The 19,972-nt window shown below is 73.2% G+C and carries 17 protein-coding genes; 3 read left to right on the top strand and 14 right to left on the bottom strand.

The window, feature by feature from the left end:
- Positions 1-31: 31 nt before the first annotated feature.
- The 9 genes from ACFC1T_RS00980 to ACFC1T_RS00940 form a co-directional block, all read right to left on the bottom strand.
- The gene (locus ACFC1T_RS00980; RefSeq protein WP_375881894.1) at positions 32-1,588 is read right to left on the bottom strand and encodes a NuoM family protein; all 1,557 of its coding nucleotides are present in this window, start codon (positions 1,586-1,588) and stop codon (positions 32-34) included.
- Positions 1,589-1,653: 65 nt separating this feature from the next.
- Positions 1,654-3,696 (bottom strand): NADH-quinone oxidoreductase subunit L, encoded by a 2,043-nt coding sequence (locus tag ACFC1T_RS00975; RefSeq protein WP_375881892.1) that lies wholly within the window; start codon positions 3,694-3,696, stop codon positions 1,654-1,656.
- On the bottom strand, positions 3,693-4,070 hold the full coding sequence (nuoK, locus tag ACFC1T_RS00970; protein ID WP_350503678.1) for an NADH-quinone oxidoreductase subunit NuoK: 378 nt from the start codon (positions 4,068-4,070) through the stop codon (positions 3,693-3,695). The genes ACFC1T_RS00975 and nuoK overlap by 4 nt, the downstream gene beginning before the upstream one ends.
- Positions 4,070-4,774: an NADH-quinone oxidoreductase subunit J gene (locus ACFC1T_RS00965; protein WP_375881889.1), complete on the bottom strand. Its 705-nt coding sequence runs from the start codon at positions 4,772-4,774 to the stop codon at positions 4,070-4,072. The genes nuoK and ACFC1T_RS00965 overlap by 1 nt, the downstream gene beginning before the upstream one ends.
- Positions 4,771-5,376, bottom strand: coding sequence for a NuoI/complex I 23 kDa subunit family protein (locus ACFC1T_RS00960; RefSeq protein ID WP_375881887.1), 606 nt, complete (start codon positions 5,374-5,376; stop codon positions 4,771-4,773). Before ACFC1T_RS00960 ends, ACFC1T_RS00965 begins: the two co-directional genes overlap by 4 nt.
- Positions 5,373-6,332, bottom strand: a complete 960-nt coding sequence (gene nuoH / locus ACFC1T_RS00955) for an NADH-quinone oxidoreductase subunit NuoH (protein WP_375881885.1) — start codon at positions 6,330-6,332, stop codon at positions 5,373-5,375. Before nuoH ends, ACFC1T_RS00960 begins: the two co-directional genes overlap by 4 nt.
- Entirely contained in the window at positions 6,329-7,435 is a 1,107-nt protein-coding gene (locus ACFC1T_RS00950; RefSeq protein ID WP_375881884.1) for an NADH-quinone oxidoreductase subunit C, read from the bottom strand. Before ACFC1T_RS00950 ends, nuoH begins: the two co-directional genes overlap by 4 nt.
- Positions 7,432-8,067 (bottom strand): NADH-quinone oxidoreductase subunit B, encoded by a 636-nt coding sequence (locus ACFC1T_RS00945; protein ID WP_375881881.1) that lies wholly within the window; start codon positions 8,065-8,067, stop codon positions 7,432-7,434. Before ACFC1T_RS00945 ends, ACFC1T_RS00950 begins: the two co-directional genes overlap by 4 nt.
- The gene (locus ACFC1T_RS00940; protein ID WP_375881878.1) at positions 8,058-8,474 is read right to left on the bottom strand and encodes an NADH-quinone oxidoreductase subunit A; all 417 of its coding nucleotides are present in this window, start codon (positions 8,472-8,474) and stop codon (positions 8,058-8,060) included. Before ACFC1T_RS00940 ends, ACFC1T_RS00945 begins: the two co-directional genes overlap by 10 nt.
- Before the next feature lie 336 nt (positions 8,475-8,810).
- Between ACFC1T_RS00940 and ACFC1T_RS00935 the strand changes: the two genes are divergently transcribed.
- A complete protein-coding gene (locus tag ACFC1T_RS00935) occupies positions 8,811-9,980 on the top strand; it encodes a sensor histidine kinase (protein WP_375882344.1) in 1,170 nt (389 codons plus the stop codon).
- A gap of 153 nt (positions 9,981-10,133) precedes the next feature.
- On the opposite strand, the gene ACFC1T_RS00930 is transcribed toward ACFC1T_RS00935, so the two are convergent.
- Positions 10,134-11,231 (bottom strand): S1C family serine protease, encoded by a 1,098-nt coding sequence (locus ACFC1T_RS00930; RefSeq protein ID WP_375882342.1) that lies wholly within the window; start codon positions 11,229-11,231, stop codon positions 10,134-10,136.
- A 219-nt stretch (positions 11,232-11,450) separates the two neighbouring features.
- On the opposite strand from ACFC1T_RS00930, the gene galE reads away from it, so the two are divergent.
- Entirely contained in the window at positions 11,451-12,437 is a 987-nt protein-coding gene (gene galE / locus ACFC1T_RS00925) for a UDP-glucose 4-epimerase GalE (RefSeq protein ID WP_375881875.1), read from the top strand.
- Between the two features lie 42 nt (positions 12,438-12,479).
- On the opposite strand, the gene ACFC1T_RS00920 is transcribed toward galE, so the two are convergent.
- Positions 12,480-14,879: a PQQ-binding-like beta-propeller repeat protein gene (locus tag ACFC1T_RS00920; protein ID WP_375881873.1), complete on the bottom strand. Its 2,400-nt coding sequence runs from the start codon at positions 14,877-14,879 to the stop codon at positions 12,480-12,482.
- Positions 14,880-15,303: 424 nt separating this feature from the next.
- Here ACFC1T_RS00920 and ACFC1T_RS00915 point away from each other — a divergent pair, with 424 nt between their 5' ends.
- On the top strand, positions 15,304-15,951 hold the full coding sequence (locus ACFC1T_RS00915) for a TetR family transcriptional regulator (protein WP_188307623.1): 648 nt from the start codon (positions 15,304-15,306) through the stop codon (positions 15,949-15,951).
- A gap of 327 nt (positions 15,952-16,278) precedes the next feature.
- Here ACFC1T_RS00915 and ACFC1T_RS00910 read toward each other — a convergent pair whose 3' ends face one another.
- From ACFC1T_RS00910 to mqnE, 3 genes are all read right to left on the bottom strand, one after another.
- Positions 16,279-17,223, bottom strand: coding sequence for a beta-ketoacyl-ACP synthase III (locus ACFC1T_RS00910; RefSeq protein ID WP_375881870.1), 945 nt, complete (start codon positions 17,221-17,223; stop codon positions 16,279-16,281).
- 122 nt (positions 17,224-17,345) lie between these two features.
- Positions 17,346-18,626: a L,D-transpeptidase family protein gene (locus tag ACFC1T_RS00905; protein ID WP_375881867.1), complete on the bottom strand. Its 1,281-nt coding sequence runs from the start codon at positions 18,624-18,626 to the stop codon at positions 17,346-17,348.
- Between the two features lie 115 nt (positions 18,627-18,741).
- Complete coding sequence (gene mqnE, locus ACFC1T_RS00900; protein ID WP_375881866.1) at positions 18,742-19,905, bottom strand: aminofutalosine synthase MqnE; 1,164 nt, start codon at positions 19,903-19,905, stop codon at positions 18,742-18,744.
- Between the last annotated feature and the right edge of the window lie 67 nt (positions 19,906-19,972).

The raw sequence follows: 19,972 nt of genomic DNA, 5'->3' as shown, positions 1-19,972 counted from the left end.
CCGAGTGCGGCGGTGTGGGCTGCGAGCACGGTCAGCCACCCCCGAGGAGGTGCTTGACGGCCGGGTCGGAGAGCCCGAGCAGGAGGGCGGGCCAGAGTCCGGCCACCAGGGTGAGCGCGGCCAGCGGTGTCCAGCTGACGGCCTCGTACGGCCGCAGGTCGGGCACCTCGGGCACCGGCGCGGGCTGCTCGGGGTCGCCCATGCAGACGCGCTTGACCACGATCAGCAGGTAGCCGGCGGTGAGCAGGGTGCCGAGGCCGGCCAGGACCATGTAGGTGACGAAGGCCGGGCGGGACAGCCCGGCGGCCGGGTCGAAGGCGCCGAACATGGCGAGCAGCTCGCCCCAGAAGCCGGCCAGGCCGGGCAGGCCGAGGCTGGCGACGGCGGCGAAGGCGAGCAGCGCGCCGATCCGGGGTGCCCGGCCGTACAGGGCGGCGCCGGTGGCCCCGGCGAGGGTGTCCAGGTCCGCCGTGCCGTAGCGGTCCTTGACCGCCCCGACCAGGAAGAACAGCAGGCCGGTGATCAGTCCGTGGGCGATGTTGGCGAACAGCGCGCCGTTGACGCCGACCGGGGTGAGGGAGGCGATGCCGAGCAGCACGAAGCCCATGTGGCCGACGGAGGAGTACGCGATCAGGCGCTTGAGGTCGCCCTTGGCGCCGGGGCGGGCCAGCGCGAGGCAGGCCAGCGAGCCGTAGACGATGCCGACGGCGGCGAAGGCGCCCAGGTAGGGGGCGAGCGTCGCGGTGCCGTCCGGCACGACCGGGAGGAGCACCCGGACCAGTCCGTAGGTGCCCATCTTGAGCAGCACGCCGGCGAGCAGCACCGAGCCGACCGTCGGGGCGGCGGTGTGGGCGTCGGGGAGCCAGCTGTGCAGCGGCCAGGCGGGGGCCTTGACCGCCAACCCGACCATGATCGCCAGCGCGGCGACCACCTGGGTGGTGTGGCTCAGGCCGTTGCCGTGCCCGGCGGCCAGCGCCTGCATGTCGAAGGTGCCGGCCTTGCTGCCGATCAGCAGGAAGCCGAGCAGCATCACGGCCGAGCCGAGCAGCGTGTAGAGGATGAACCGGTTGGCCGCCGGGGTCCTCGCGCCGCTGCCCCAGCGGGCGATCAGGAAGTACATCGGGATCAGCACGATCTCGAAGGACAGGAAGAAGAGGATCAGGTCCAGCACCGCGAAGGTGGCGAGCATGCCGACCTCCAGGAGCAGGAACAGCCCGACGAAGGCCTGCGGCGAGGGGACGCCGTCCCCCTCCGGCAGCCGCTTCTCCGAGTACAGCGCGCAGAGGAAGGTGAGCAGCGCGGTCAGCACGACCAGCGGCAGCGAGACGCCGTCCACGCCGAGGTGGAAGCGCACGTGCAGGGCCGGGATCCAGTCCAGGTCGGTGGTGGCCTGCATCCGGGCCGGCGCGTCGTGGTCGAAGCCGGCCGCGAGGACGACGGAGAGCAGCAGCACCGCGCCGGTGAGGACGGAGTTCAGCCGCAGCGCCCGGCGGCCGGCGACGGCCCGGTCCGGGCCGAACACCGGCGCCAGGGTGAGCGCGGCGCCGAGCAGTGGCAGCACCAGGAGGGCGATGAGGACCGCGTTCATCGGGGGCTCCCAGCTTCGGCGGCGGACGGGACGGAGGGGACGGGGGTGGGGAACGACAGCACCGGCTACACCGCCACCAGGACGGCCAGCAGGACGACCCCGGCCAGCAGGGCGCTGAGGTAGGTCTGGGCGTTGCCGGTCTGCGCGAGCCGGACGGCCCGGCCCAGCAGGTTGGCGCCGATCCCGCTGCCCTGCACGTAGCCCTCGACGACCTCGCGGTCGAGGAAGCGGACCAGCCGGGCCGCCGCGACCACCGGCCGGACGAACAGCAGGTGGTAGAGCCGGTCGACGCCGAAGCCGTGCCGGGCCGGGCCGAACAGCGGGCCGAGCAGGGTGCGCCCGGGGTCGGCGACGACCACCTCGGCGGCCGGGGCTCCGGCCTGCTCGGGCACCCTCCCGGCGGCGGCCGGGGCCGGTCGGCCGGTGGTCAGCCGTGCGGTGGCCGAGCGCCAGGCGCCGTACGCGGCGAGCACGCCGACCACGGCGAGCCCGGTACCGGTGACGGCGGTGACGCCGGTGGGTCGCAGCGAGCCGCCGTCCAGCAGCGCGGGCAGCCAGTCCGAGCGCAGCCCGGCGACGCCGAAGCCGATGGTCGGGACGGCCAGCACCCACAGCGGCCAGCGCATCGCGGGCGGCTCGGCGGTGGCCGGGTCGGCCTCGTCCGGCTCGGGCGAGTACGGCGCGTCGGCCTCGGGGGCGGCCGGGGCGGCCTGGGCCGCCCGAGCCGGTGCGGCCGCGCCGGCCGGGCTGTGGAAGGTGACCAGGAACAGCCTGGCCGCGTAGGCGCCGGTGAGCAGCGCGGTGAGCGCGGCCGAGATCAGCACGATCCAGCCGGCCGCCTGCGGCACCGCCGAGGCCGGGCCGAGGCCGTTGGTCAGCGCCTCGCCGTTGGCGGCGTGCTCGGCGGCGGTGAGCACCGCCTCCTTGCTGAAGAAGCCGGAGAACGGCGGCAGCCCGGCCAGCGCGAACAGCGCGATGCCCATCGTCCAGTGGGCGTCCGGGACGGTCCTGCGCAGGCCCGGGATCCGGGACATCGCCGAGATCGAGTTGGTGTGCGCGGCGTGGATCACCACGCCGGCGGCCAGGAACAGCAGCGCCTTGAACGCACCGTGGCTGACCAGGTGGAACACCGAGGCCTCGCGGTCCCCGCTGGCCAGCGCGCCGGCCATGTAGCCCAGCTGGCCGACGGTGGAGTAGGCGAGGACCCGTTTGAGGTCGTCCTGGGCGAGCGCGCAGAGCGCCGAGCCGATCATCGTCACGGCGGCCATCACCGCGAGCACCACCAGGGCCGCCCCCGACTGGAGGAACACCGGCAGCAGCCGGGCCACCAGGTAGATGCCGGCCGCGACCATGGTGGCGGCGTGGATCAGGGCGGAGACCGGCGTCGGACCGGCCATCGCGTCCGGGAGCCAGGTGTGCAGCGGGAACTGGGCGCTCTTGCCGGCCACACCGGCGAGCAGCAGCAGCGCGACCAGCGTCGGGTGGCCGAGCCGGCCCTCGGTCGCGGCCGACAGCACGTCGGTGATCCGGAAGCTGCCGGCGTCCGCGGCGAGCAGGAAGATCCCGAACAGGAACGGCACGTCACCGAGCTTGGTGACCAGGAAGGCCTTGAGCGAGGCCGACCGGGCGTCGGCGCTCTCCCAGTGGTGGCCGATCAGGAAGTACGAGCAGACGCCCATGACCTCCCAGCCGACCAGCAGCACGACGAGGTCGCCCGAGTAGACCACCAGGAACATCGCCGCGGTGAACAGCGAGACCAGCGCCGCGTACGAGGGGTAGCGCCGGTCCTCCTTGAGGTACGCGGTCGAGTAGACCTGGACGCAGGTGGCGACCAGGCCGACCAGCACCGAGATCAGCGAGGTGAAGCCGTCCAGGTGGACGGAGAGCGCGATGTCCGGGCCGCCGGTCGGGGTGAGCCGGGTGGCGGCGTCCAGGGTCCGGCCGGTGCCGAGCTGGAGGGCGACCACCAAGGCGAGCACGGCCGAGACGGCGACCGGGACGATCGCCAGCGGCCGGGCCAGCCCGGGCGCCTTCTTGCCGACGGCCAGGGTCGCGGCGGCGCCGAGCGCGGGCAGCGCGGGGACGAGGACGGGCAGGGCGAGGTTCATGCGGTGGCCCGGCCCTTCAGTGCCTCGGCTGCGACCGGCTCGTCCTCGGCCGGGGTGTGCGGCTCGGCCGGGTCGCCGAGCGCGGTGGCCCGGTCGATGTCCGCCGTGCCCCGGGCCCGGAACAGCAGCAGGACGATGGCGAGCCCCAGCCCGATCTCGGCGGCGGCGACGGTGATGGTGAACAGGGTGAGCGCCTGCCCGGCGTGCAGCGAGTCGCGCAGCCAGGCGTCGAAGGCGACCAGGTCGAGGTTGACGGCGTTGAGCATCAGCTCGACGGACATCAGCACCAGGACGGCGTTGCGCCGGGCGAGCACGCCGTACACGCCGACACTGAACAGCAGCGCGGCGAGGACGACGGGGTAGGCGAGGTGCATCAGCTCTCCTCCGACGCGGACGACGAGGACGACGCGGGTGCCGAGGGCTCGGGCTTGGGGGTGGTCGCGGCCACGGTCCCGTTCGAGCCGACCGGCCGTCCGGCCCGCAGCTTGCCCGCCCGCGGCGCCGGCACCCGGCGCCCGGACCCGCGCGACAGCACGATCGCGCCGACCAGCGCCGCCAGCAGCAGCACGGACAGCGCCTCGAAGGGCAGCACCCAGTTGCGGAACAGGCTGGCGCCGGTCACGGCGGCCGAACCGCCGCCCGCGCCGAGGTCGATCCAGGAGGTCCGGAAGGCGTCGACCACCAGGGTCACCAGCGTCCCGGCCGCGGCCAGCGCCACCACCAGGGCGACCCAGCGGTTCTCGGAGTCGGCGTCCGGCGAGCGCCCGATCGGCGCCCTGGTGAGCATCAGCCCGAACAGCACCAGGACGACCACCGAGCCCAGGTAGATCAGCACCTGCACCCAGGCGATGAACTCGGCCGTGAGCAGCAGGAACTCCACCGCCAGCCCGCCGAGCGCGACCACCAGCCAGAGCGCGGCGTGCACCAGCTGCTTGGTGGTCACCGAGACCACCGCCGAGCCGAGCACCGCGATGCCGACCAGCAGGAAGACGACCTCCTGCCCGGTCGGGGACAGGAACGAACGGGCGGCCGGCTCCAGGGAACCGGTCGCCGCGAGGAGCGTGGCAGCGGCGTTCACGCGTCGTCACCCTTCTCCTCGGTGGCCTCGGCAGCGTCGATGACCTCAGCGGCCTCAGCGGCGGCCTCGATCGCCGCGACGGCCGCGGCGGCCAGCTTGTCCGCCGCCTTGCGCGCGGTGGCGATCTCCTTGGGCTCCTCGGCCGCCGGGTCCAGCGCCGGCGGCGCCGGGACGGTCCACATCCACTCGCGGAGCTTCTCCCGCTCGTGGGTCAGCTCGTGGATGTCGGTCTCCGCGTACTCGAACTCCGGCGACCAGAACAGCGCGTCGAAGGGGCACACCTCGATGCAGATCCCGCAGTACATGCAGAGCGAGAAGTCGATGGCGAAGCGGTCCAGCACGTTGCGGGTGCGGGCCCGGGCGTTCGGCTCGGCGGCCGGCAGCGTCTCCTTGTGGGAGTCGATGTAGATGCACCAGTCCGGGCACTCGCGCGCGCAGAGCATGCACACCGTGCAGTTCTCCTCCAGCAGCGCGATGACGCCGCGCGAACGCGGCGGCAGCACCGGTTGGACCTCGGGGTACTGCGCGGTGACGGTCTTCCTCGTCATCGTCCGCAGCGTCACGGCCAGGCCCTTGGCGAGGCCGGCACCGGGGAAACTCATGCGATCGCCACCTTGATGATGCCGGTGAGGGCCAGCTGGACGAGCGCGAGCGGGATCAGCACGATCCAGGCGAAGCGCATCAGCTGGTCCTCGCGCAGACGCGGGTAGGTGACCCGCAGCCAGATGACCACGAAGGCCAGCGCGAAGGTCTTGAGGAGCATCCAGAGCCAGCCGAGCTGGTCCGCCATCGGCCCGTGCCACCCGCCGAGGAACAGCACCGCCGTCAGCGCCGACACCACCAGGATGCCCACGTACTCGGACAGCAGGAACAGCGCGAAACGCAGCCCGGTGTACTCGGTGTACGCGCCGAAGATGATCTCCGAGTCGGCGACCGGCATGTCGAACGGCGGCCGCTGGAGCTCGGCCAGACCGGCCGTGAAGAACACGAAGGCGCCGATGATCTGCCAGGGCAGCCAGTACCACTGCCAGGCGTCCAGGATCCCGGGCAGCGACAGGGTGCCGGCGGCCATCGCCACCGAGGCCGCCGCGAGCACCATCGGCAGCTCGTAGGACATCAGCTGGGCGGCCGTGCGCAGGCCGCCGAGCAGCGAGAACTTGTTCGCCGAGGCCCAGCCGGCCATCAGCTTGCCGATCACGCCGACGCCCATCACGGCCAGCACGAAGAACAGCCCGGCGTCGATCGCCTGCCCGACGAAGCCGTTCGGGCCGACCGGGATCGCCAGCAGCACGAAGAGGTACGGCAGCAGCGAGACGGCGGGCGCCAGCTGGAAGACCCGGCGGTCCGCGTCGGCCGGGACGATGTCCTCCTTCTGGGCGAACTTCACCCCGTCCGCGACGAGCTGGGCCCAGCCGTGGAAGCCGCCCGCGTACATCGGGCCGAGCCGGCCCTGCATGTGCGCCATCACCTTGTGCTCGGTCTGGCCGATGAGCAGTGGGAAGACCAGGAAGACGACCAGGGTGGCGACGCAGCGGAGCACCGTGTCGAGCAGGTTCACGCGCCGTCTCCGTCCTGGTCGGCCGCTCCGGCCGAGTTCTCGTCCTTCGCCCCGCCGGGCTCCTGCTCGCCGGGCCCGCCCGAGGGCTTCTCCTCGTGGGCGGGCACCGGGTGGTGCCAGGGCGCGTCGGAGGACCGGGGCCGGGCCGGGGCCTGGGGCTCGGCCGTCGGCTCGGCCGTCGGCTCGGCCGCCTGGCTGACCGAGCCGGCGGACACCGACCGGGTCCGCCGCGGCCGGTCGGTCCGCACCGGCGGAGCGCCTTCGGCAGCGGGCACGCCGGGAGCAGCCGAGGCCTCCGGAGCCGCCGCCTCCTCGCCGCCCGCCTGGCTCGCCGAGCCCTCGGAGACCGACCTGGTCCGCCGCGGCCGGTCCGCCCGCACCGCCGGAGCGCCCTCGGCGGCAGGTACGCCCGCGCCGGCCGCAGCCCCAGCCGCGCCCACCCGAGGCGTACGCGCCGCCGCGCCGGCCGCCCGCGCACCGCGCGCGGGCCGCTCGGCCACCGGCGGCAGGGTGCCCTTGAGCGGCCCCCACTCGTTCGGGTCCGGCACGCCGGCCGGCTGCATCTTGCGCCGGGCCGGTCCCGCGCCGTGGTCCGACTCGCCCGGCTCCTTGGCGCCCGGCCAGTCCTTGGCGACCCGGGCCGCGAGCACGAACTCCTTGCGCAGCGGGTGCCCCTCGAAGCCGTCCGGCAGCAGCAGGGTGGCCAGGTGGGGGTGCCCGGGGAAGTCGATGCCGAACATCTCGTGGGTCTCGCGCTCGTGCCAGGCGGCCCCGGCGTACACCGCGACGGCGCTCGGCAGTGCGGCGCCGTCCCGCGGCACCCGGGTGCGCAGCGCGAGGTGCCGCACGCCCGGCGCCTCGACGGCGGCCAGGTGGGCGACCACGGAGAAGCCCTCGGCGAGCTCGTCGACGGCACTCAGCCAGTCGAAGAAGCCCAGGCCCAGCACGTCGCGGGCGGTGGTGAGCGCCTCGATCCAGCGCTCGGCCGGCACGTCGACGGTGATCAGGCCGTACGCCTCGGCGCCGGTCGCCCACTCCCCGACCGACGCCGCGTACTGCTCCGCCGTGAGCGTCTCGACAGGTCGCTCGCCGCGCTCGCTCACGACACTCCTCCATCGTTCGGGGGCCCCGCCACCAGGGGCCGGCGCAGTGCCGCCGCGGGCGCGGTGTAGCGGTCGGGCAGGGACTCGGCGGCGATCTTCTCCTGGAGCTTGAGGATGCCCTGGAGCAGCGCCTCCGGCCGCGGCGGGCAGCCGGGCACGTAGACGTCGACCGGGATGATCTGGTCCACGCCCTTGGTGACGGAGTAGGAGTCCCAGTACGGGCCGCCGGAGTTGGAGCAGGCCCCGAAGGAGATGACGTACTTCGGCTCGGGCATCTGCTCGTAGAGCCGCTTGACGGCGGGCGCCATCTTGTCGGTGACCGTCCCGGAGACGATCATCAGGTCCGCCTGCCGGGGGCCGGGCGCGAACGGGATCACACCCATCCGGATGAAGTCGTGCTTGGCCATGGACGCGGCGATGAACTCGATCGCACAGCAGGCCAGGCCGAAGTTGAAGCACCAGAGGCTGTAGCGGCGGCCCCAGTTGAGCACGACCTTGACCGGGTCCGGCGCGAGCCGGGCCAGCGGGCCGATGCTGCGGCGCCCGACGGCGCCGGGGGCGGCCGGGTCGGGCAGTCCGAGCGGGACGGGACCGCCCTGGCCACCGTGCGAGTGGGTGTGCGTCACGTCCATTCCAGAACGCCCTTCTTCCAGGCGTAGAGCAGTCCGACCGCGAGGAAGCCGATGAAGAGGAACATCTCGATCAGCGTTCCGGCGCCGTACCCGGCGGTGGCGAAGACGGTCGCCCACGGGAACAGGTAGATCGCGTCGACCGCGAAGATCACGTAGAGGAAGGCGTACACGTAGTAGCGGATCTGGGTGTGCGCCCAGTCCTCGCCCACCGGGTCCACCCCGCACTCGTAGGCGAGGAGCTTCTCGGGCGAGTACACCACCGGCCGGAGCAGCCGGTTGGCGGTGAACGCCACGGTCACGAAGAGCACCCCGATGACGGCCAGCAGGCCCATCGCGGCGTACGCGTCGAAGTAGCCGCCGCCGACCGACGGGTCGGCCGCGACGGCAGCCACCTGCTGCCCCTCCATGCCTTCGCCTCCACCTCGGCCGCGAACCCGCCCTCAAGACAGTTCTACGACTTTTCCTCACACGGTCTTAACCATGGCCAATGCGTGAGTCTAAGGGGAGGGCTCCACTCCCCCCGAAACCTGCCCGCTCCGCAAGACGTCCCGTGGACAACCCGGTGAACGCCCGGAGGCCCTCCGGGGTGGGGATAACCCCCGCCCCGGAAGATGTATCACCCCCATGGCACATCCCCTCCCCCGTTCGGGATGCTGGGGGCCGCCAGCTCGAACGAGGGGACGGATGATCCGATGAAGTCGCTGAACCGCGCCGTGGACGCCATCAAGGAGCAGGACGCTCGGATGGAGCGCCCGCCGCTGTACGGCGCGCGGATGTGGCGCCAGGTCGGACACCTGATGCTCAACTTCCCGCTGGGCATCGCCGGCTTCGTGCTCTCGGTGACCGCGCTGTCGGTCGGCCTGGGCCTGTCGGTGACGGTGATCGGCCTGCCGGTGCTGGCCGCCGGCCTGGCCGGGTCCCGTGCCCTGGGCGCCCTGGGCCGCAGCCGGGCCCGCTCGGCGTACGGCTCCGCGATCGACGACCCGCAGCCGGTGAAGCAGCGCCGCCCGGGCCTGGTCGGCTACACCATCGCCCACCTCACCGACCTGTTGAACTGGCGCTCGGCGCTCTACAACGTGCTGATGCTGCCCTGGGGCATCCTGAGCTTCACCCTGACCCTGGTCTCGGTGATCACGCTGTGGCCGGTGCTGCCCTTCATCGTGCGCGCGATGGCCGCGGTCGACCGGATCCTGATCGAGTCGCTGCTCTTCCCCGGCGCGCTGGCCGAGCGGGTGCGCGAGCTGGAGGACGACCGCGGCACCGTGGTCGAGACCGCCGCCGCCGACCTGCGCCGGATCGAGCGGGACCTGCACGACGGCGCCCAGGCCCGGCTGGTCGCGCTGGCGATGGACCTCGGCATGGCCAAGGAGCGGCTGCGGGAGGTGGAGACCCAGGAGGACATGGCGGTCGCCGCCCGGATGGTCGACAACGCGCACGGCGAGGTGAAGCTGGCCCTCCAGGAGCTGCGCGACCTGGCCCGCGGCATCCACCCGGCGGTGCTCACCGACCGCGGCCTGGACGCGGCGCTGTCCGCGGTGTCGGCCCGCTGCACCGTCCCGGGCGGGGTGAAGGTGAACGTCGACCTGGCCGGGCCGGACGGCGAGCCCGAGCGCCCGGACTCGGCGGTCGAGGGCATCGCGTACTTCACCGTCAGCGAGCTGCTGACCAACGTCTCCAAGCACGCCGGCGCCACCAGCGCCTCGGTCGACGTCTGGCGCTCGGACGACCAGCTGATGGTGCTGGTCCAGGACGACGGCCGGGGCGGGGCGGCCCCCTACCCGGGCAGCGGCCTGGCCGGGCTGGCCGAGCGGATCCGGGCGGTGGACGGGGTGTTCCTGGTGGAGAGCCCGGAGGGCGGCCCGACCACCGTCACCGTCGAGCTGCCCTGGCGCACCCGCACCGCCCGCCGCTAGGAGGCGTCCCGGACGCCCGGGAACGCGAAGGGGCGCCGGGACCCGTCGAGGCAGTGGACGGGTCCCGGCGCCGGTCCGGTGCGGCGGCCGCCCCGCGGAACCCTTGCGCGGTGGACGGGCCGGCCGGCGTACCGGGGTCGGGGGGCGGGTGCGCTAGGAGCTGCTCTCCAGCGTGCCGAGGGTGACGTCGGCGGTCGCGGCGTTGCCGTCCCTGGTGTAGCCGACGGTGACCTTGTTGCCCGGGGTGAGCGAGGCGAGCGCGGTGGTGAGCGCGTTCAGCGAGTCGACCGGGGTGTCGCCGAGCTTGGTGATGACGTCGCCGGCCTGGAGCCCCGCCGAGGCGGCCGGGCCGCCCTGGCTGACCGCCACGATGACCGCGCCGGCCGGCTGGAACTGCTGGTTGAAGCTGGTCCGGGCGGTGACGCCGAGCGCGGCCCGCCCGGAGTTGGTGACCTTGCCCTGCTTGATCAGCTGGTCGGTGATGTTGGTGATGGTGGACGCCGGGATGGCGAAGCCGATGCCGGGGGCCGCCGCGCCGTTGGTCTGCGGCTCGGTCGCGGCGAGGGTGTTGATGCCGATCACCTGGCTGTCCAGGTTGACCAGCGCGCCGCCGCTGTTGCCCGGGTTGATCGCGGCCGAGGTCTGCACCATGTTGCCGATGGTGGCGCCCGGCGAGCCGCCGCCGCGGGGCTCGGAGACGGTCCGCCCGGTGGCCGAGACGATCCCCTGGGTGACGCTGCTGGAGAGCCCGAGCGGGCTGCCCATGGCCAGGGTGATCTGGCCGAGCTGGACCTTGCTCGAATCGCCGAAGGAGGCCGGCTTGAGGCCGCCGGGCGGGCTGCTGAGCTTGATCACCGCGAGGTCGGAGTCCGGGTAGCTGGCGACCAGGGTGGCGTCCAGCGACTTGGTGGAGTTGGCCAGCGTCACGGTGAAGGTGGTCGCCGAGCCGACCACGTGGGCGTTGGTGACGATGTCGCCCTTGTCGTCGTAGACGATCCCGGAGCCGAGGCTGTCGCCGGTGGTGATCTGGACCACCGAGGGCAGCACGTCGGCGATCACCTTCTGGTACGCGTCCTGCAGCTGGTTGGCGCCGCCCGGCTGGGCGGCGGGCGCGGCGGAGGCCTGCTTGCTCGCGCCGGGGGAGGAGGCCGAGGCCGAGGAGGAAGAGGCCGAGGAGGAGGACGAGCTGCTGCACCCGGCCAGCGCCAGGGCGAGCGCCGTGACCGCCGCGACCCCGCCGGACGCGAGCAGCCGCCGGTGCGCCGCCTTGGGACCGGTCGGCCGGGGGCCGGCCGGCAGCGGTCGGTTGTGTTCCTTCTTTCGGCTCACCTGGCTGCCTCCGATTCGTCACCGCGCGGGCGCGGGCATGAGAGCACGGAAATCTTTGTCAGCATTTCACCGATTTGTCCGTTTTGCCGTCCCGACTCGCCCGAACACCGGCGACCGAAACCGAACGCCTAGGATTGCCGCATGACTTGGTTGATCACCGGCGGTGCCGGATACATCGGCGGACACGTCGTCCGCCAGCTGCTCGACGCCGGTGAGCGCGTCGCCGTCCTGGACGACCTGAGCACCGGCGACGCCTCCCGGGTGCCGGCCGGCGTCCCGCTGATCGAGGGCTCCACCCTGGACCGCGCCGTCCTGGACACCGCGATCCGCGAGCACGGCATCGAGGGCATCCTGCACTTCGCCGCCAAGAAGCAGGTCGGCGAGTCGGTCGAGCAGCCGTTCCTGTACTACCGGGAGAACATGATCGGCCTGCAGACGGTCCTGGAGGCCGCGGCCGAGGGCGGCGTCAAGCGCTTCCTGTTCTCCTCCTCCGCCGCCGTCTACGGCATGCCGGACGTCGACCTGGTCACCGAGTCGACCCCGTGCGCCCCGATGAGCCCGTACGGCGAGACCAAGCTGGCCGGCGAGTGGCTGGTCGCCGCCGCGGGCAAGGCCCACGGGATGTCCACCGTGGCCCTGCGCTACTTCAACGTGGCCGGCGCCGCCTCGCCCGAGCTCTCCGACACCGGGGTGTTCAACCTGATCCCGATGGTCTTCGAGCGGCTGACCGCCGGCGAGGCCCCGCGGGTCTTCGGCGACGACTACGCGACCCCGGACGGCAGCTGCGTCCGCGACTTCATCCACGTCTCCGACATCGCCTCGGCCCACGTCGCGGCCGCCAAGCGGCTGGCCGCCGACCCGGCCGGCGAGACCGCGCTGGTGCTGAACATCGGCCGCGGCGAGGGCGTCAGCGTCAAGGAGATGATCGAGGTCATCGGCAAGGTGACCGGCTACGACACCACCGCCGACGTGACCCCGCGCCGCCCCGGCGACCCGGCCCGGGTGGTGGCCGCCGCCGACCTGATCCACCGCGAGCTGGGCTGGAGCGCCGGCCACGACGTCGAGGCCATGGTCTCCTCCGCGTGGGAGGGCTGGTGCAGCCGCCACCCCGGGGCCCGCAAGGCCTGACCGGTCGGTGACCGGACCACCGGACGGCGGTGTCCGCCCCGCTCAGCGGGCGGGCACCGCCGTGCCGTAGTAGGCGTCCAGCGCGTACACGCAGCGGTCCTTGGAGCCGACGAAGACCCGCCCGCCGACCGCCACCGGGGAGCCGGTGAGCTCGCCCTTGGTGCCGAGCTCCCAGCGCAGCTGACCGGTCGCCAGGTCCAGGGTGTGCAGCGAGTGGTCCCGGCTGCCCAGGTGCACCAGGCCGTCGGCCACCGCCGGGGAGCCGACGATCTCGCCGCGCGTGGTGTAGCGCCAGCGCTCCCGGCCGGTCGCCGCCTCGAAGGCGTACAGCACCTCGCCGCTGCCGACCAGCACCATGCCGTCCCCGACCACCACCGGCTCGGCGCCCTGGCGGCTGCCGGTGACCCCGCGCCAGCGGTCCAGGCCGGTGGCCGCGTCCAGCGCGTAGACGGTGCCCAGGTAGTCGGCCACGTAGACCGCGTCGCCGTCCAGCGCCGGCGGGGTGAACAGCACCACCGGGGCGTCGAAGCGCCAGCGCTCGGCGCCGCTGGCCGCGTCCAGCGCGTACACCCGGGTGCCCGCCGTCACGTACAGCACGCCGCCGCGCTCGACCGGGTGCGCGGGCACGTCCTCGCCGACCTGGAAGGACCAGCGCAGGCCGGCCCCGCGCGGATCCACGCAGCGCAGCCGTCCGGCGCCGAAGTAGTAGGCGGCGCCGCCCACCAGGACCGGGCCGGACTGCGGGTTCTCGTAGTCCTGCTGGGCGTCGTCGGCGCGCCACAGCTCGGCGCCGGTGGCGGCCGCGCGCAGCTGGACGCCGCCGCCGCGCACCCCGCAGCAGAGCACGCCGTCGGCGGCGGAGAGCGAGTAGACCCAGCCGTCCAGCGAGGTGCGCCAGCGCTCGGTGCCGTCCGCGACGTCCACGGTGTACAGGTGCGGGCCGTCCGCGGCGTGCACCCGGCCGGCGTCCACCGCGAGCGCCCAGGCGACGTCCCGGGTCTTGTAGCGGCGCTCGCCGGAGCCGATGTCCAGCGCGTGCACCTCGAAGCTGGAGACGAAGAGCGTGCCGTCGGCGACCACCGGGGTGCCCCAGACGTCGTTGGACATCCGGAACCGCCAGGGGCGCCAGCGGGCCGCCGCGGCGGGCGGCGGGGTCGGAACGGGCGGCGGGGTCGGCGCCGCCCGGCGGACCCAGTCGGTGGTGGCCGGGGCGGTGCTCGGACCGGGCTGCTCGTGCTCGGCCCGCGGCCCCGGGCCTATCCGCACCGAGGCGCCGGACAGCTGCACCTCGACGGCCATGCCGCCGGTGGGCGCGCGGTGCTTGTTCTTGGAGGGGATCTTCGCGGTCGGGATCCCGTCGTCCTGGCCCCCGGGGCGCGGCCCGGCGTGCACCGGCCCGGTCGGCGGGGCGTGCCCGGCCCCGGGGTAGGTGCGCGGGTCGTCCGGGCCGGGGTGCGGCGGCGGCACGTGCGGCTGCTGCGGCGGGCCCTGGGTGTGCGGCGGCCGCGGCGGCTCGGCCGGGCCGGGGTACGAGCGGGGCTGGGCGCTCGGGCGGCGGCCGCGCTTGCGCTCGATCAGCTCCAGCGCGTGGGGCGGCAGCCAGTCGCCGACCTCCCCGGCGGCGTCGTCCCGGGAGAACAGGTGCGGGGCCAGCTCGGCCTGGATCTGCGCGGGGGTGGGCCGGCGCTCGGGCGCCTGCTGCATGCAGGCCCGGACCAGGTCCATCAGCTCGGGCGCCATCCCGGTGAGGTCCGGCTCCTCCCGCAGCAGCTGGAACACCGTCTCGACCGGGTTGGAGCCGCGGAACGGGGGGTGCCCGGTGGCGCAGAAGACCATCAGCGAGCCGAGCGAGAAGACGTCGCTGGCGCCCCGGACGGTCCGGCTGTCCCGGGCCTGCTCCGGGGACATGTAGGCGGGGGTGCCGACCGCGACGTTGGTCATGGTCAGCCGGGTGCTGGAGACCCCGGCCGCGATGCCGAAGTCGATCACCTTCGGGCCGTCCTCGACCACCAGCACGTTGGAGGGCTTGAGGTCGCGGTGGATCAGTCCGGCCGCGTGGATGGACTGCAGCGCCTCGGCGATGCCCGCGACCAGCCAGCGGGTGGCGTCGACCGGCAGCGGGCCGCACTCCTCGACCAGGTCCTCCAGGGAGGGCGCCGGGATGTACGCGGTGGCCAGCCAGGGCACCCGGGCGTCCGCGTCGGCGTCCACCACGGCCGCGGTGTAGAAACCGCCGACCGTCTTGGCCGCCGCGATCTCCCGGGCGAAGCGGACCCGGAACAGCTCGTCCTCGGCCAGCTCCCCCCGGACGGTCTTGATGGCCACCCGGCGCCCGGAGGCGGAGCGCGCCAGGTAGACCAGCCCCATCCCACCCGCGCCGAGCCGCCCCAGCACCTCGAAGGGCCCGATCCTCCTCGGATCGTGCGCCGTCAGCTGGTCCACTCCGCAGCCACCTCCCCGTCGTCCGCACCCGCCGCGTGGTGCCGGACCCGATTCTCCAATGCCGCCCCGCGCAACTCCAACCTCCCCCACCGGGAGACGGCCACCGCCCCGGACGGACAGTCCGCTGGTCAGCGGTGACGGAACGGCCGGATCCTGACGCCCGATCCGGCCCTGGCTTGCGCCCCGGGGCCCGGACCGTCCACGTTCCGACCCCCCTCACCGGTCACGCTCTGTCACCCGACCACCCCTCAGCGGACTCGCCGTCACGCTATGGGGTCAAAAGCACACGGGGGGGCTTCAAGAGCGCCTTCGGACCCCGGTGAATATCCGTCCGAAGTGGTTCAGGCCGCTATAGCGACCCCCGTGCGGAGTAATAGTCGCATCACCGAATCGCGCCAAGATCGTGCCACGGTAAGCTGACGGCATGACAGGACAAGTTCGCACCGTCGACGGTCGCGTCGCCGGGCGACGCGGACAGGAGACGCGGCAGAAGCTGCTCGACTGCCTCCGCGAGATGCTCAGCACGTCGCCCTATCGGGACGTCAAGGTCATCGACGTCGCCCGTATGGCGGGTACCTCCCCCGCGACCTTCTACCAGTACTTCCCGGATGTCGAGGGCGCAGTCCTCGAAATCGCCGAGGAAATGGCCAAGGACTCCGACACCCTCAAAGAGCTGGTGGCCGGAAAGTCCTGGGCAGGGAAGTCCGGACCGACCACTTCGGAAGAACTGGTCGACGGATTCCTCGCCTTCTGGCGCAAGAACGACGCCATTCTCCGAGTGGTCACGCTCGGTGCCGCAGAAGGGGACAAGCGGTTCTTCAAGATCCGCATGACCGTCCTCAACTCGGTCGCCAAGCCGCTCGCGGAGGCCGTCAAGGAACTCCAGGCGAAGGGTCAGGCCGACAAGTCACTCGACCCGAACGCCGTCGCCGGGGCCCTGGTCTCGCTGCTCGCCTCGGCGGCCGAGCACCAGAAGGCCTTCACCTCCTGGGGCGTCAAGGTCAAGGACCTCAAGCCCAACCTCGCTCCCCTGGTGTACCTGGGCGTCACCGGCAAGAAGGCGCCCAAGTAGGACCCTCCTCCGACCCACCATCCGCTCCGCGCGCAGCCCCGGCCTCCTGTCCGGGGAACGACGGACGGCGGCCGTGTCCTCGGGGGAGGTCCGCCGACGTACCGCACGCGCGCCAGACATGCCGGTGGGCGGGCACCCCTCACACAGGGTGCCCGCCCACCGGCATGTCGTATCTTCGCCCGCTCGCCTCCAGGGCGCTTTCGTCCGGTGCCGACGGTCGGCGCTCCCTCGCTCCTCCGTCGCTCCCTCGCGCTCTCCCTTTCGGCACCGGCGCGCCCCTTCGGCTCGGGGCGGGGTCGCCCGCCCTTCGGCTCAAGGGCGGGTGGCTTACGGGCAGCGGACCACTTGGCCGGCGTAGGCCAGGCCGCCGCCGAAGCCGAAGAGCAGGACCGGGTCGCCCGGGGAGAGCTCGCCGCGCTCGACCAGCTTGGAGAAGGCGAGCGGGATCGAGGCCGCCGAGGTGTTGCCGGATTCGACCACGTCCCGGGCCACCACCGCGTCGCCGAGGCCCAGCTTGGCGGCGATCGCGTCGATGATCCGCAGGTTGGCCTGGTGCGGGACGAAGCCCTTGAGCTCCGACGGGTCGATCCCGGCCCGCTCGCAGGCCTGCCGGGCCAGCGGGGCGAGCTGGGTGGTGGCCCAGCGGAACACCGACTGGCCCTGCTGGCTGATCACCGGGTCCCAGCCGGTGATCACCACGGCGTCGCCCCGTTCCGGCTCGGAGCCCCAGACCACCGGTCCGATGCCCGGGTCGGCGCCCTCCTCCTGGGCCTCGACCACCGCGGCACCGGCGCCGTCGCCGAAGATCACGCAGGTGGAGCGGTCGGTCCAGTCGAGGGTGTCGGACATCCGTTCGGCGCCGATCACCAGCGCGCGCCGCGCCGCGCCGGCCCGGATCGCGTGGTCGGCGGTGGCCAGCGCGTAGGAGAAGCCGGAGCAGACCGTGTTGATGTCGTAGGCGGCGGGCGCGCGGACGCCCAGCCGGGCAGCCACCGCGGCGGCGGTGTTGGGGCTGCGTTCGATCGCGGTGCAGGTGGCGACCACCACCAGGTCGATCTCCGCCGCCGTCCGGCCGCTGTTGGCCAGCGCCTTCTGCGCGGCCTCGGTGGCGAGGTCGACCAGGGTCTCGCCCTCGGCGATGTGCCGGGTGCGGATCCCCACCCGGGTGCGGATCCACTCGTCGTCGGTGTCGACGAATGCCGCCAGGTCGTCGTTGGAGAGCACCTTGGGAGGCTGGTAGTGCCCGAGTGCCACAATGCGCGAACCGCTCATGCTGCCATGGAACCGGGTTACCCGCTGGTCAGCCGGGCACGACCGGCTACAGGATCCGCAGCTGTGATCTGTAGGGGCTCCACAAGGCCCTTGGGGCGCCTGGGCCCGGGCGTCCGCCGAGGTCAGGCGGCCAGCGAGGTGGCGTCGCCCATCACGATCACCGGATGGGCGGCCGGGTCCAGGGTGCGGATCAGCTGGGCCATCTTGTCCTCGGGTATCGACACGCAGCCGTGGGTCGGGCCGTCGTGGTCGACGTGCAGCCAGATCCCGCCGCCCTTCTTGCTGCCCATCGGGCGGCGCATGTCGAGCGGGGAGCTGCCGGCGACCCGGTTGTAGTTGATCGCGACCACGTAGTCGAAGGAGCCGGCCAGCTGGTCGCCGAAGAAGCCCGTCCCGGAGACCACGAAGCTGGCGTCCTTGTCGTACGGGAGCTTGCTGCCGGGGTTGGCGTTGCGGCCGCCGGCGTCGGTGAGGTCGAAGACGCCGATCGGGCTGCGCAGGTCGCCCTCGTTGTGGTCGGTGGTCCAGCCGTTCTTGCCGTTGTGGCCCTGCCAGGTCTCACCGGCCAGCCAGCGGCCCTCGGGGGTGCGGGTCCACAGCGTGACGCTGTTCCTGTCGGTGTCCTTGCCCTGGCCGGTGGCGACCACGACCTGGGTGGTCGCGGCGGGGATCTTCGCGGTGAAGGCGGCCCCGAGGCCGGGTATCGCGGTCAGGGAGCCGTCCGGGCGGGTCTCGCTGCGGCCGGCGGCCGCAGGGGCGCTCTGCCGGTCGGCGGCGGCCTGGACGGCCGCGGGGGCGGGCGTGACGGGGTGGTCGGGCTTGCTGACGCCCTCCGGCCCGGGGCCGTCGGCGGCCGCGGCGACGGACTTGGCGCCGTCCTGGCCGACGGTGTACCAGCCGGCGGCGGCCGCGACCAGCAGCGCGGTGCCGGCCATGACGGCCTTGCCGTGTCGTTTCTGCTTCGCCTTGCGCCGCCGGCCCCGGGAGGCGGCCCGGCCACCGGGCGCGGGGGCCGCGGCGGCGATGGGCGTGACGGAGGCGAGGGGCGCGAGGGGCTCGACCGGTTCGGGCTGCTCGTACTCCGGCTGCCCGTACACCGGCTCCTGGTAGGCGGGCTCCTGGTAGACCGACGGCTCCTGGTGAGCGGTCCCCTGGTAGGCGGGCTCCGGCTCGACGACGTACGGCTGGAAGGGCTGGAACGGCTGCTCGTACGCCCCGGAGTACCCGTCGGCCGGCTGCCGGTACTCGCCGTAGTACTCCTGCGCGGCGGGCTGCGGGACGGCCTGCGGGTACGGCTCGTACGCCTGGTACGGCGCCTCGTGCGACTGCTGCGGCACCCCGTACCCCGGCTCCGGCATCGGCTCGTACGGCGGGTACTCGGTGGCGCGATGGGAACCGGACATGCCGTCGATCCTGCCAAACGCCCTACCCGTTGGTAAACCCGGGGCGCGTGCGGGAGCCGTGAAGACGCCGCCGCCCGGAGCGCGGGTGCGGTCCGGGCGGCGGGGAAAGCGCAGGTCAGAGGCGCATCGCCTGCGGGGTCTCGCGACGCGTCAGGTCGGGGCCGTCGTACTCGCGGATGATCTCGTAGCGGGTGTTGCGCTCCACCGGGCGGAAGCCGGCGTCCCGGATCAGGCCGAGCAGGTCCTCGCGGCCGAGCTTGTTCGGGGTGCCGAAGTTGTCCGCGTCGTGGGTGATCTTGTACTCGACCACCGAGCCGTCCATGTCGTCCGCGCCGTGGCTGAGCGCCAGCTGGGCGGTGGTGACGCCGTGCATCACCCAGAAGACCTTGACGTGCGGCACGTTGTCGAAGAGCAGCCGGGAGACCGCGAAGGTCTTCAACGCCTCGGCGCCGGTGGCCATCTCGGTACGGGCCATCAGCTTGTTGCGCACGACGCCGTCCTTGGAGTCGTGGAAGTCGTGCTGGTAGCGCAGCGGGATGAAGACCTGGAAGCCGCCGGTCTCGTCCTGGAGCTCACGCAGCCGCAGCACGTGGTCGACCCGGTGCCGGGGCTCCTCGATGTGGCCGTACAGCATGGTGGCCGGGGTCTTGAGGCCCTTGGCGTGCGCCAGGCGGTGGATCCGCGACCAGTCCTCCCAGTGGGTGTCGTGGTCGACGATGTGCTGGCGGACCTCCCAGTCGAAGATCTCCGCGCCGCCGCCGGTCAGCGACTCCAGACCGGCGTCGATCAGCTCGTCCAGGATCTCGTCGGCGGGCAGGCCGCTGATCTTCTCGAACCAGTGGATCTCGGTGGCGGTGAAGGCCTTCAACGAGACGTTCGGCAGCGCCGCCTTGAGCTCCCGCAGCGAGCGCGGGTAGTAGCGCCACGGCAGGGTGGGGTGCAGGCCGTTGACGATGTGCAGCTCGGTGAGGGAGTCGCTCTCCATCGCCTTGGCGAGGCGGACGGCCTCCTCGATGCGCATCGTGTAGGCGTCCTTCTCGCCCGGCTTGCGCTGGAACGAGCAGTACGCGCAGGAGGCGCTGCAGACGTTCGTCATGTTGAGGTGGCGGTTGACGTTGAAGTGGACGACGTCGCCGTTCTTCCGCGTGCGCACGTGGTGGGCCAGCCCGCCCAGCCAGGCCAGGTCGTCGCTCCCGTAGAGCGCGATCCCGTCCTCGCGGGTCAGCCGCTCACCCGCGTAGACCTTCGCCTCCAGCTCGCGCTTGAGCCCTGCGTCCATGCGGTGACCCGCCTCCTCAGACATTCGATTCCTTGCCGGAGACGAGGTTACGCCTATGCCGACGGAG

This window comes from Kitasatospora sp. NPDC056076 (genome assembly GCF_042266305.1).
Lineage (GTDB): Bacteria > Actinomycetota > Actinomycetes > Streptomycetales > Streptomycetaceae > Kitasatospora.
This window is presented reverse-complemented; position numbering and strand designations above follow the sequence as displayed.